The sequence below is a fragment of the Achromobacter pestifer genome (assembly GCF_902859625.1).
In the GTDB taxonomy this organism is placed as follows: domain Bacteria; phylum Pseudomonadota; class Gammaproteobacteria; order Burkholderiales; family Burkholderiaceae_B; genus Achromobacter; species Achromobacter pestifer.
On sequence record NZ_CADIJX010000001.1, the window covers coordinates 861,149 to 873,495 of the forward strand.

Here is a 12,347-nt window from a genome sequence, read left to right on the forward strand (position 1 = left end):
TTGCATCCCACCATGTCCTATTCTGATTCCGACTACCTCCAGTCCGACGCCACGGCGCTTGCCGCTGCCATCCGTGACGGCCAGCTCAGCCCGGCCGAAGCGGTGGCCCACGCCTTTGCCGCCATCGACCGCGTCAACCCGCAACTGAACGCCGTCATCCTGACGCTGCGAGACCAGGCCGACGAACAGCTGCGCCACTTGCCCGCCGACGCCCCGCTGCGCGGGGTGCCGGTGCTGCTGAAGGACGACTGCCCCACTTACGCCGGCGTGCCGATGTCCTACGGCTGCCGTGCCGCCCGTGGCCATGTGTCCACGCAAGACCACGAAATCGTGCGCCGCTACAAGGCGGCCGGCATGGTGATCGTGGGCGTGACGAATCTGCCGGAATTCTCCGGCAACATCGCCACGTCGCCCACGCTGCACGGCCCCACGCTGAACCCGTGGGACGCCAATCGAACCATCGGCGGGTCATCCGGAGGCGCGGCCGCCGCCGTGGCCGCCCGCATGGTGCCGGTGGCCTACGGCAACGACGGCGCAGGATCAATCCGCATCCCGGCGTCTTGCGGCGGCCTGTTTGGCCTGCGGGCCTCGCGCGGGCGCACGCCTTGCGGGCCCGTATCCAGTGAAAACTGGGGCGGGCTGGTCAGCCACCATGCCTTGACGCGCTCGGTTCGGGATTCGGCCTTGCTGCTGGACTTGACCGACTCCCCCGAACCCGGCGCGCTCTATGCCGCGCCTGCCAAATCGGGTCCGTATGTCCAGGCGGCGTCCCGCCAGCCCCGGGCATTGCGCATCGGCGTCATCAGCCAGCCCGGCATGGGCTTGCGCCTGGACGATGACGTGGCCGCCGCCTTGGACAGCGCGGCGGCGCTCTGCCGCCAACTGGGGCATCGCGCCGAGCCCATCGCCTTCAACTTCGACGAAACCGCCCTGGCAGATGCCTACGTGCGCATCATCGCCGCCTATACGGCGCTGGAAGTGGACGCCCTGGCCGCCGACACCGGTCGCCCGCCCGATGCCGACGGCTTTGAACCCGTCAACCTGGGCCTGGCGGAGTTTGGCCGCAGCCTGTCCGCCCCGGCCCTGCTGGCCGCGCGCAACACGGCCAACAGTGTTGCCCGCAGCCTGGGCCGGCTGTTCGCGGATGTCGACGTCATCCTGACGCCCGTCATGCCCACACAGCCGCCGCCGATGACGGCGCTGGACGTGCGCGGACCAGACTGGCGCGCCTTCGCGGACGAATTCATGCGCGGCACCGTGTTCACCCGGCCGGCCAATGCCGCCGGCATCCCCGCAATGAGCGTGCCGCTGTTCCAGACTGCAACCGGCCTGCCCATCGGCATCCAGTTCATGGCGCCTTATGGCGACGAAACCACCCTGTTTGAACTGGCAGGCCAACTGGAGCGCGCCCGCCCCTGGGCAGACCGCCTGCCCCCAGTGCACGCCTGAGCAGCCCTGCTTCATACGCAACCGCTTTACCAGCCCGCCGCCGACATGCGCGGCGCCGTCAAACAATTGCGCCGCGAGGACCAGGCGGGGTTGGCGGACGCCTTCGAGCGTCACTGCAAGTGGTAGCCGCACCGTTGGTCCAGCGAATCCCCTACGACTGGCGGGCCTACCCGGCGCGGACGGGATCACCTCGTCATAATGTCGCTGGTCCAAACCGCTTTCCGTAGGAATTCCCGCGTGTTTCATGTCTTCACGGGACTGATCAGTCTCTATGTCATCTGGCGCTTCGTCTGGCGCCTGCCCATCGCCAAGAGCGGCCGCATTCTGCTTGCCATCGCCTTCCTGCTGATCGCCGAACACCATCTGGTGACGCGCAATTTCTTTGGCAGCATGGCCTCGCCCGAAATCCCTGCCACCTTGTTGATGGTCTTGGGCTGGCTGTTCGGCAGCTTGCTGCTGCTGGCCATGCTGCTGCTGGTGCGTGACGTGGCGGGCCTATTGGCCTATGCAGGCTCGCGTTCCCGCGGGCGCCGCCTATGGGCCGCGCAGCAATGGGGCGTTGGCGCAGCCGCGGCTGCGATGGCGCTATCGGCCGTGGGCGTCTGGCAGGCGGTGCGCGTGCCAGACGTCAAAACGATCGACATCGCGCTGCCCAACCTGCCGCCCGCGCTGGACGGCTTTCGTCTGGTGCAACTGACCGACCTGCACGCCAGCCGGCTGCTGGAAGGGCCGTGGATCGATGCTGTGGTCAAGAAGGCCAACGCGCTGAATCCCGACCTGATGCTGATCACGGGCGATCTGGTCGACGGCACGACCGACGCCCGCGCAGCCGACGTGCAACCGCTGCAAGCCCTGACGTCCCGCCACGGCGTCTACGCGATCCCGGGCAACCACGAGTACTACGCCGAATACCAGCGCTGGCTTACCGAGTTCGACAAGCTGGGCCTGCGCCTGTTGCTGAACGAACACGTCACCCTGACGCACAACGGGCAGCCGCTGGTCCTGGCGGGCATCACGGACATCATGGCGGCCCGTTACGGCCAACCCCAACCCGACGTGGCGAAGGCGCTGGAAGGCGTATCCCCGGCCGATACCGTGATCCTCATGAGCCATCGCCCCGGCGGCGCGGCGATCAACGCGCAGGCAGGCGCTGACCTGCAACTGTCCGGCCATACGCATGGCGGCCAAATCCTGGGCCCCCACCTGCTCACGCAACTGGCCAATGAAGGCTACGTATCCGGCCAATATCAGGTGGGCGACATGCAGTTGTATGTCAGCAACGGTACGGGGCTGTGGCCGGGCTTCCCGATTCGTCTGGGACGCCCTTCGGAAATCACGCAGATCGTCCTGCGCGCGGCGCGCTAACCTCAACGGCTTCCTCTTCCCTCCGCCCCCATGACGTATCTCTTGTGGTCCCTGCCCGCCCTGATCGTGATCGGCGCCATCGCCAGCGGGCGCGTCAACACCACAATCGCCGCCGTGCTGGGCCTGCTTGCCGCGATTCCCGTCGCGCTGTACGCCGCGCCTGCGGCATTCGCCGGGGCCCAACTGGCCGTGGCCTTGGAACGCGGCCTGTGGATCGGCTGGATCATCACGCCCTACATCCTGGGTGGACTGCTGTTCTGGCAAATGGCCTCGCAAGGGCATGCCCAGGACGCATCGCGCCCCGACCATGCCGAACTCACTGACCCGGTCGCGCGGCGCAGGCGCCTGTTCTTCGCCTGTTTCCTGATCGGCCCCTTTGCCGAGTCCGCCACCGGCTTTGGCGTGGGCATGCTGGGCACCGTGCTGCTGATCCGCCCACTGGGCCTGAAGCCGCGCGACATCATGGTGTTCGCGCTGCTTAGCCAGACGCTGATTCCATGGGGCGCCATGGGCAGCGGCACCTTGCTGGCCTCTGCCTACGCCCGTGTGCCCGCCGCGCAACTGGCGCTCTACAGCATGGTGGCGGTGGCGCTGTTGATGGGGGTCTGGATGGTGCTGTTCTGGCGCACCGCGCGTCGGGCCGGCCTGCAAGCCAGCGCATCGGAACACCGGCGCGAGGCCGCCTGGATGGCCGCCAGCCTGGGCCTGCTCTCGGCCGCGACCGCGTGGCTAGGGCCTGAAACAGCGTTGCTGGCCGCCTATGGTCCATTGATCGTGCTGCGGTTCTTGCTGGATCGGCGTCCTGACCGTCCGCAAATGGCGGCGGCCGCGCAGCGCGCGCTGCCTTATATCCTGGTGATCGCCTGTCTGGTGGCCACACGCCTGTTGCCGGTCTTGAACCGCGCGTTGGGCGGGCTGGCCGACATCCGCCCGTTCGCGGACCTGCCCGCCTGGATGCCCTTCCTGCATGCCGGCAGCTGGCTGATCGCGGGGGCGTTGGCCATGGCCGCCTGGCATCGCCAACCGGGCGCGCTGGCTACCCAGGCACGCGCATCGTGGAAAACCGGCCGCCATGCCGTCATGTCCGTCTTCCTGTTCGCCATGATGGCCGAAGTACTGGCGGGCGCTGGCATTTCGCAGGCTTATGCGGATGGCCTATTTGCCACACTGCAAGACTGGACTATTCTGATCACCCCCGTGCTGGCCGGCGCATTCGGCATTCTGGCCAACAGCGGCAACGCGCCAAACAGCCTGTTCATGCCGTCCCAGCTATCATTGGCGGTTCAAGCAGGCCTGAATGTGCCGGCAGCGGCTGCGCTGTTACACGTCTCTGGCACGGCAATGGGCATTTTTTCCCCTGTCAGAATGTCGATTGCGGCGGGTTTGGCGCATGGACAAGGGCAAGAACGTAGCGTGTATGTTCTACTACTGCCGTTTGCCTTGGCCGCGTTCGGTATTCTTTTGTCTCTGGCACTGCTTGTCGTGCTGTCAGGATAACCGCCGGCCCGGGGTGATTAGCACCAAAAACGAGTATGCAACGATGCCCGATGGCGACGTAGCGCTTACGCTCACGGCCTCAACCTTTTTTTTGTGTAGCACATGGGACTAGAACAGTTAGCCGCGATCCGGGCATTGATTATCAAGCAGGCGCCCGAAGAGCCTACCCCCAAGAAAGACGCTCGTCCGCAAGGCGGCGGCAAAGGCCCCCGTTCGGCTAACGCCGGCAAGGGTCCGCGCCCCCAAGGCGGCGATAAGGGTGCTCGCCCGCACGGTGGTGAGAAAGGCGCCCGCCCGCAAGGCGGCGACAAAGGACAGCGGCCGCAACGCGCCGAACGGCGCGACACGCCCGTTGATCCCGTCGTGGTCGCGATCTCGCGCCTGCAACGCCAGTTTCCCAAGGCCTTCCCCAAGAACCCCGCCCCCAAGCTTCCGCTGAAGCTCGGCGCGCTGGCGGACCTGGTGCAGCATGCGCAGGCCCTACAGCTGGACGAGGCGCAGATCAAGGAAGCCGTCAAGACCTGGTGTGATGGCCGCCGCTACTGGGCCTGCATGGTGGAAGACGCCCCGCGCGTGGACCTGAACGGCGAACCCGCCGGCGTCGTGACCGCCAACGAAGCCAAGCATGCCAAGCGCATGGCTTCGCGCAGCGCGTCCAAAAATGCCGCCGCCCGCTCCAAGGCCAAGAAGGCTGAAGCCGCCGCCGCCGCGGGCACGGCCGAAGCGGCTGCTGCCGAAGCCGGTACGCCCGCAGCCGGTACGCCCGAAGCCGGTACGCCCGTCGTTGACCAAGCCGCCGTTGTCGACACACAAGCCGTGGCGCAAGCGCCGGCTTCCGTCGACGCGCCGGCGGTTGTCGACACGCCGGCTGTGCAAGCTCCGGTCGTGGACGCTGCGGCCACCGAGACGCCCGCCGCAGCTGCGCCTGCCGACGGCTCGGACGACACCAACAAGTAATTCCGCCTGATGGCGGCAACAAGCCCGGCATGCGACGAATCCGTCGCATGCCGGGCTTGTGCTTGCGCGCTTGAATCTGCCTGGGATCAGTCCGTGGGCGCCAAGCCGGCCAGCGCCTTTTTCACGTGCGCCATGCCCGCCGCGGAGTACGGCAGCGTCAGCGCCCAGGTGTGACCGGCCGCGTCCATCTTCAGCAGCGACTTCCGCAAGATCTCGACGATCTTGGCGTCATGCGCCGGATGGAACGCCTCGTATTGATACTGGAGAAACACCAGGCACAAGGCGTTCTCCATGGTCTGCACTTCCGCATCCTGCTTGATGCCCTGCTTCATGACGATCGCGACCACACGATCAATCTCGTCATCGGAATAGCCCGCGTCGCGCAGAATGCCTTCGGCGATGCCGGCATGATGCCGCGCCAGCGCCTTGCGCCACGTCAGATAGCCGATACGGCCTTCGGGATAGCTGTTGCGCGGAATTTCCCAGCGCCCGATGTGTTGGCAGCGCGCAGCCAGAATCAAGGGCTCGGACGCATCCGGGGCCAGCTTCATCACCCATTCATGCAGTTTCTGCGCCAGGAACAGCTCCTGGGGACAGGTCTCGCCCTGCCAGACAAACAGATGGGGGTCCGTGCCGTTGTACTGATCAAAGCGCAGCAGCGTTTGGGATAGACGGTCATTCATGTGTTGGCAGTTCCAGGAAAGATCGCCCAGGGACGACAAAGCGGCGGACACCGAAGGAAGCGAGTTGATTTTAGCGGCGTGGCGCCAACCACGTCATACTGACGGGCTACGAACACTAGACTAGTGCCTTGGAACCCCCGCATTGGAATCACAATGAGCGACGCCCATCCCGTCCCTACCCTGGCGCCCGACGTCCTGGCCGCGCAAGCGCTTGCCAAGCAGCACGGCGTGGGCACGCCCAATGTCTTGACGACATCTGCCGCCCAGAACCGCGAGCAAAGCCGCGCCTACCAACAATGGCTGAGCGAACCCGCGCCACCCGTTGGCCGTGTGGTCGAACATCGGCTGGACCATCTGCCCGTACCCGCCACGCTGCGCCTGTACTACCCGGAAGGCGCCCAGGAGGGCCCGCTGCCGTTGTACCTGCACCTGCATGGCGGCGGGTTCGCATATGGCGATCTGGACACCCTGGACCGCTGGAAGCGCGAAATCGCGACGGAAGCCGGCATGGTGACGGCTGGCCTGTCCTACGCGCTGGCGCCAGAGGCCCGCTACCCGGTGGCGCTGGAACAGGTGCTGGGCACGCTGCGGTGGCTGCGTGAGCAAGCGCCCCAACTGGGCCTGGACGCCACCCGCCTGGCCGTGGGCGGCGAATCCGCCGGCGGCAACCTGGCCTTGGCCGCATTGCAGCGCCTGCGCGATGAGAACGACGCCTTCGTCAAAGCCGGCGTGGTGATCTACGGCATGCTATCGGCCCGCCGCGACACGGGGTCGCAAGCCTCGTTTGGCGATGGCCGGTTTGGCTTGTCGACGGAAAAACTGGACTGGTGCTGGCAGCAGTATGCAGGTGATGGCGTGTCACTGACCGATCCGGGCGTGGCCCCGCTGCATGGTGAAATAGATGGCTTGCCACCGCTGATCCTGCTGGCCGCGGCTCTGGATCCTTTGCTGGACGACACGCTGGACCTGGCCAACAACCTGTTCGCCAGCGGCGCCACGCCGACGTTCATTGTGTATTCCGGCGTGCCGCACAGCTTCATCGGCATGACGCGCCTTCTGCCGCAAGCGCGAGAGGCGCGCACGGATCTGGTTCAAGCCCTTAAGCGCAACCTGGCTTGAGCCCTGGTATGTCTATGACTGCCGGTTGCTGGATATAGCGGATAGGTCCGCCGACCGCGCTCCACCTCACGTCGTCCTTAGCGCGGAACGCGCCACGGCATCGCCTTCGGCCAGGCGATGCCGTGCCTCACGATGACGAACCGCGTTGGCAAGGTCGGCGATTGGCGCCAGCAATCCCCGATCGAATGCCTCGTGCCCTTTGCCGGCTCGCAACCTTGCGGGCCAGTCGGCATGCGTGAGCGCGCCACGGCCCAGCGACACAAAGTCCGCCTCTTCCCTTGCCAACATCCCCTCGGCCTGCGCCGGATCATGCAGCGACCCGTTCGCCAGCACCGGCACCGACACGTGCCGCCGCGCCAACGCGGCCAGGCTGCGACCGCGCTCACCGAACGCCGGACGCCAGGCCTCGAACTCAGTCACGTGCAGGTAGTCAATGGGCAGCGCGCCAAGCGTGCCGTAGATCTGCGCCGCATCCGCCTCGGCGCCCTCCCACTTGTGCGTGAAATCGTTGACTTTGCCTTGCGAACTGCGCACGCCCACGACAAAGCCCTCGGTCGTCGCCCGTCGGACAGCTTCGATGACATCCACCGTCAAACGCAAACGGTTCTCCAGGCTGCCGCCGTAGCGATCCTTGCGTAAATTGGTATGGGTCGTCAGAAACTGATCCAGCAAATACCCGTTGGCGCCGTGTATCTCCACGCCGTCAAACCCGGCCTCCTGCGCCCGGCGCGCGGCGTGCGCAAAACCCTCGACCGCCTGGAGGATGTCCTCGTCTGACATCGCTTCGGGCATTCGGTATGCCCCTTCCCCCCGGTAGAACGCCATCTGCTGGCCCTTCGGCAACACGGCCGAAGGACCCTGCGTCGTGTTGCGATAGGGATTGCCCTGCGACAGCGCACCCGCATGCATGAGCTGCGCGACGATGCGGCCGCCGTGCGCATGCACACGGTCCACCACTCCCCGCCACGCATCGCGCTGCGCCTCGTCGGCCAGACCTGGCTGGAAAAGATAGCCCTGCGCGTGCGCCTTGTCCGTATAGATGCCTTCGGTGATCACCAGGCCGAAGCCGCCCGCCGCGAAGGCGCCGTAGTAGTCGGCCATCTGCTCCGTGGCGTGGCCCTCCGCCGTGGCGCTGACCCGGGTCATGGGCGCAACGACAAGACGGTTGGACAGGCTCAGCCCCTTCTTCAGCGGTAGTGGCGCGAATAACCCCGCCGGCACAGCTTGCGTATCGCCCGCCGGATGATTGATCAGCGCGCTCATGATTGCGAGCCCTCCGGTTGGCGCACGGCCGCGATGGCCTCGATCTCGATCATGGCGGCCGGATCATAAAGCGCCTTGATCTCCGCGATCGTGTCGGCCGGATACGGGGCCGAGAAGAAGCGCCGACGCAGTGCCACCACCTCGTCGAAATGCCCCATGTCCGTGACGAAAATGGTGACCTTGATCACGTCCTGCAAGCTGGAACCGCCGGCTTCCAACGCACGGCGCAGGTTCGCAAACGCCTGCTCGCCTTGCGCCAGAAAACCACCCGAGACGATCTTTCCGTCATCGGCAGCGCCGGCCTGGCCAGAGATGAAAAGCAGATTCCCGAACTGAATGCCCTGCGAGAGCAAAAAGGGCGCGTAGTTGTCGGGCTGGGTGATGACTTGTTTTAGCATGATGAGATTTCCTTCATTTATAGTTAGTCAATGAATCGAATCATGAATGAACGATCCGTGCCTTAAATGTAGGAAATCTTGATGCTGGCGACAAAGGTTCAATTGTCAGCTATAAGAAGAGATAAACTCATCTATAAGTAGAAATTCCACATGCAACGCCGATTTCTTCCGCTCTCTGCCCTTCGCGCATTCGAAGCCGCCGCGCGTCTGGGAAGCTTCAAGGCCGCCGCCCAGGAACTCGCGGTCACGCCCACCGCCGTCAGCCACCAGATCCGTGCGCTAGAGGCGCAAACGGGGCTTGTGCTGTTTGATCGCCAGGTACGCAAGGTGTCGTTGACGAACACGGGGGCGCAGCTCTATCCCGTGCTGCGTGACGGCTTCGATGCCTTCGAGGCAACGCTGGCCCGCTTGATGCAACAGCCCACCCGAATCCAGGTAAGCATCTCGGCGACGAATGCATTCACCGTGAAGTGGCTGGTGCCGCGCATGGCTGATTTTCGGCAGCGGCATCCGGACATCGATCTACAGTTGCAGGCCAGTGACGACCTCGTTGACCTGCGATCAAGCGCGGTCGACATTGCCATTCGCTATGGCCGCGGGCCGTATCCCGGCCTGGTGACCAAACCCCTATTCACCGACCGCTTCGCGCCCGTGGCAAACCCACGCCTGGGCGTCACGTCGCCGAAAGATCTGGCTCGCGTGCCCTTGATCCGTTTTGAATGGAAGCGGCCTCAGCCCGCGAACCCCACCTGGGAACGTTGGTTCGCCGTCGCACAGCGGGCCCTGCCGCCACAAGCCAGTCAGCTAGGCTTTTCCGACGAAGGACACGCCATACAAGCCGCCGTCGCCGGCCATGGCATCGCGCTGGTCAGCTTGGCCTTGATCGCCGACGAACTGAAAGCCGGCCATCTCGTGCAGCCATTCGGGCCAGAGATCGACGGGCATACCTATCACATCGCCACGCACGCTGGCAGGCCGCCGTCGGCACCGGTTCAAGCGGTTGCGGATTGGCTGCTCGAACAGGCCATGCTTGCAGAAAGTGTGAACTGACACCGACCTGCCCTGCATGCCTAAGGTGTGCAGATGAAAAGGCGCGGCCATCGTGCGCCGAATTGCTTGGACCGCACACGATTCATGTAGGTTGAAGCGCTTGCTCGAAGCGGGTTGTGCCGCACCCGCAACTCGAACAGGTCATTCAACCCGTAGGGTGCAATGACCCTGACTGACTCGTCACCTTCCAGATAGACCCCCACGCAGGTTGCAAACTCCGGCCATGTGGCCAGCCCTGCTTCCAATGACGTCAGCGGCGACACCGCCTGCCCCGAGGCGTCGACCAGCCATTCATGCACTGTTGCCTGGTTCGTCACTTCCCAGGCGAACTGGGGTAGCAGCTGGGCCAGACGCCCCTGTAGCTCCGCTTCCTGGTTTGGAGGCGCCTCAGCATCAAAATACACAACATCCACGTCGTCCACCTGCGAGGGCTCTTGAAACCCATGCAGGTCATCCCATACCAAGGATCGGACCATCCCGGCGCCGACGCACCACGAAGCCAAACCCAGCGAGCGAACGGCCCGCAGCACGGCCATCAATTGGCCCGAGGTCTGGACCAGGCCGCAAAGCCGCTGTTCATAGCTGGAGTGAATGTCTGCCATGTTCTCTTGATCAATTACCCATCCGCGGCATCGCGCAACCGAACTCCGCTCGCAATCCACGACGTCAGACTGACGGCGTGGAAAGTGAAAAGCCTGTACGCGCCTTCAATAGCCGAGTTGATCAGCGCGCTTTCGAGGACGGTTCTGCCGCCGCGCCCAGCATGCGCAAACAGTCTTCCGCCACGCTGCGGGCGAAGTCCGAACAGTCCTTCAATTGCGCTGCAATGGCGTCGTCCGTCACGCCATGCACGCCGGAATAGATCAACAGCGCCGTGATCCGGGGCTGAGGCAACGCCCATAGCCCCGCGGCCTTGCCTCCTTCCAGAATGCCCAGCAACTGGTCAAGAATGGCGTTCTTGTCGCGGTTCTGACGGTCGTGATGGTGATGATTGCTGTAGACGATGTCGTGCGTGCGGTAGGTATCGGCATAGGTCTGGATGCTGGCGTGTACCCAGGCCTGAAGCTTGCCCACCCAGTCGTCTTGCGGGCAGGCGTCGACGGCAAGCTCCAGTGCCTCCAGATACTGGCGGGTGTAGCGCTCGGCCAATGCCGCCAACATGTCGGTCTTGGCCGCGAAGTAGTGATAGAACGTGCCTTTGGCCACCTGCGCCTCTTCGACGATGGCGCTGATCGTGGTCGCATCGACGCCATTGGCCAAGAACAGCTTTTCGGCGGCGGCCATCAATTCCTCAAGCCGGACCTCGGCAGGCTTGGTCCTGGGCGGACGCGGCTCCGTGGCGGGCGCTGGGGCGTTGGCGCGAGTCGATCTCATGGAAGCATTCCGGGCATCTGGCAAAGGCGCCCAGTTTAAGGGAAGCCGCGCCGCGCCGTTTCCGGACGCGATGGCTAGTGGTTTTCCCTGAAAATCACGGAAATGCGGGCCTGCCCGATTCCCAAGCGCAATTCACTCCGGTACATTTCGTCCAGTGGCCTGACCACTGGACCATCAGGCACCTAAACCGCAACCGGTCTTGCTTTCGACCTGCCGCAAGACACGCGCGCCCAACAGCCATTACGCTCTACCCCCCGGAACATTTCCTTCAAACGCAACGATGACTTCCCTTCAGGCCGTAGCCTCGACCCGCCTCTATCGCATGATTGCCGACCAGATCGCCACGCGCATCAAGGCGGGCGACTTCCCTGCGGGTGGCAGATTGCCCGCTGAGCGTGAGTTGGCCGAGCAGTTGCAAGTCAGCCGCGCGTCGGTGCGCGAAGCCCTGATCGCGCTGGAAATCGAAGGCTATGTGGATGTGCGCGTGGGCACCGGCGTGTTCGTCTGCCCGCCACGCGAAGACGGCCAATATCAGGACGCCCCGCAGGCGCCCGCCGTGGATAGCGTGGAAGCCACCGATATCGGCCCCTTCGATTTGCTGGAAACCCGGCTGCTGATCGAACCGGAATGCGCCGCGCTGGCTGCCCAGAAGGCATCGCCCGCGCAAATCGCAGCCATCCGGGTGGCGCACGAAGGCATGTCGCTGACCGAATCGCCCAGCGTGCATGACCGCGCCTTCCATAGCGCCATCGGCGCGGCCTGCGGTAACGCGGCGCTGGCCGCCGCGATCTCGCATATTTGGCACCTGAGCACGCTCAGCCCGGTGTTCCATCGGCTGGAAGAACACTTCGTGACCACCAAGGTGTGGAGCGAAGCCCAGAAAGAACACGAACGCATCCTCGCGGCCATTGTCGACCGCGATCCCATCCGCGCGCGCCACGCCATGCACGACCATCTGGTCGGCATCCTGGCGCGTCTGCGGGAAGACTTCGGCAACGTCGGGATTCGATGATTTGATGAACCGCTAACCCCCCGGCCTGACACGCCAGGCCCCTTCCCTTACCGAAGTGCAATGCACCGCCGGCGCAAAACGCGCCGCCTGCGGCAAGGGGATCGGCTTGTCCGCCGAAACGCAAGACCGCCGTCGCAGCAAGCAGAAGCCGTACCCCGCAAGACCAGCAGGCCCTGTCGT

At 64.8% G+C, this 12,347-nt stretch carries 12 protein-coding genes; 7 read left to right on the plus strand and 5 right to left on the minus strand.

The window, feature by feature from the left end; translation table 11 throughout:
- Positions 1-12 precede the first annotated feature (12 nt).
- The 4 genes from HV753_RS03635 (at position 13) to HV753_RS03650 (ending at position 5,268) form a co-directional block, all read left to right on the plus strand.
- Positions 13-1,449 (plus strand): amidase, encoded by a 1,437-nt coding sequence (locus HV753_RS03635; protein WP_175173044.1) that lies wholly within the window; start codon positions 13-15, stop codon positions 1,447-1,449.
- A 237-nt stretch (positions 1,450-1,686) separates the two neighbouring features.
- Positions 1,687-2,814, plus strand: coding sequence for a metallophosphoesterase (locus HV753_RS03640; protein WP_175173045.1), 1,128 nt, complete (start codon positions 1,687-1,689; stop codon positions 2,812-2,814).
- A gap of 30 nt (positions 2,815-2,844) precedes the next feature.
- Positions 2,845-4,311 carry a hypothetical protein gene (locus tag HV753_RS03645; protein ID WP_175173046.1) on the plus strand — a complete coding sequence of 489 codons (1,467 nt, stop codon included), beginning with the start codon at positions 2,845-2,847 and terminating at the stop codon, positions 4,309-4,311.
- Between the two features lie 102 nt (positions 4,312-4,413).
- Positions 4,414-5,268, plus strand: a complete 855-nt coding sequence (locus HV753_RS03650) for a ProQ/FinO family protein (RefSeq protein ID WP_246288138.1) — start codon at positions 4,414-4,416, stop codon at positions 5,266-5,268.
- Positions 5,269-5,354: 86 nt separating this feature from the next.
- Here HV753_RS03650 and HV753_RS03655 read toward each other — a convergent pair whose 3' ends face one another.
- The gene (locus tag HV753_RS03655; protein ID WP_175173047.1) at positions 5,355-5,951 is read right to left on the minus strand and encodes a DUF4202 domain-containing protein; all 597 of its coding nucleotides are present in this window, start codon (positions 5,949-5,951) and stop codon (positions 5,355-5,357) included.
- 153 nt (positions 5,952-6,104) lie between these two features.
- On the opposite strand from HV753_RS03655, the gene HV753_RS03660 reads away from it, so the two are divergent.
- Positions 6,105-7,070 (plus strand): alpha/beta hydrolase fold domain-containing protein, encoded by a 966-nt coding sequence (locus HV753_RS03660; protein ID WP_175173048.1) that lies wholly within the window; start codon positions 6,105-6,107, stop codon positions 7,068-7,070.
- A 66-nt stretch (positions 7,071-7,136) separates the two neighbouring features.
- Here HV753_RS03660 and HV753_RS03665 read toward each other — a convergent pair whose 3' ends face one another.
- Both HV753_RS03665 and HV753_RS03670 read right to left on the minus strand, forming a co-directional pair.
- Complete coding sequence (locus HV753_RS03665) at positions 7,137-8,333, minus strand: oxidoreductase (RefSeq protein ID WP_175173049.1); 1,197 nt, start codon at positions 8,331-8,333, stop codon at positions 7,137-7,139.
- Complete coding sequence (locus HV753_RS03670; protein ID WP_175173050.1) at positions 8,330-8,731, minus strand: RidA family protein; 402 nt, start codon at positions 8,729-8,731, stop codon at positions 8,330-8,332. Before HV753_RS03670 ends, HV753_RS03665 begins: the two co-directional genes overlap by 4 nt.
- 150 nt (positions 8,732-8,881) lie before the next feature.
- Here HV753_RS03670 and HV753_RS03675 point away from each other — a divergent pair, with 150 nt between their 5' ends.
- Positions 8,882-9,781, plus strand: coding sequence for a LysR substrate-binding domain-containing protein (locus HV753_RS03675; RefSeq protein WP_175173051.1), 900 nt, complete (start codon positions 8,882-8,884; stop codon positions 9,779-9,781).
- 20 nt (positions 9,782-9,801) lie between these two features.
- On the opposite strand, the gene HV753_RS03680 is transcribed toward HV753_RS03675, so the two are convergent.
- Both HV753_RS03680 and HV753_RS03685 read right to left on the minus strand, forming a co-directional pair.
- Complete coding sequence (locus tag HV753_RS03680) at positions 9,802-10,383, minus strand: nucleotidyltransferase family protein (RefSeq protein ID WP_175173052.1); 582 nt, start codon at positions 10,381-10,383, stop codon at positions 9,802-9,804.
- A gap of 121 nt (positions 10,384-10,504) precedes the next feature.
- Complete coding sequence (locus tag HV753_RS03685; protein ID WP_175173053.1) at positions 10,505-11,155, minus strand: TetR/AcrR family transcriptional regulator; 651 nt, start codon at positions 11,153-11,155, stop codon at positions 10,505-10,507.
- Between the two features lie 280 nt (positions 11,156-11,435).
- Here HV753_RS03685 and HV753_RS03690 point away from each other — a divergent pair, with 280 nt between their 5' ends.
- The gene (locus HV753_RS03690; protein WP_175173054.1) at positions 11,436-12,167 is read left to right on the plus strand and encodes a FadR/GntR family transcriptional regulator; all 732 of its coding nucleotides are present in this window, start codon (positions 11,436-11,438) and stop codon (positions 12,165-12,167) included.
- The last annotated feature ends 180 nt before the right edge of the window (positions 12,168-12,347 follow it).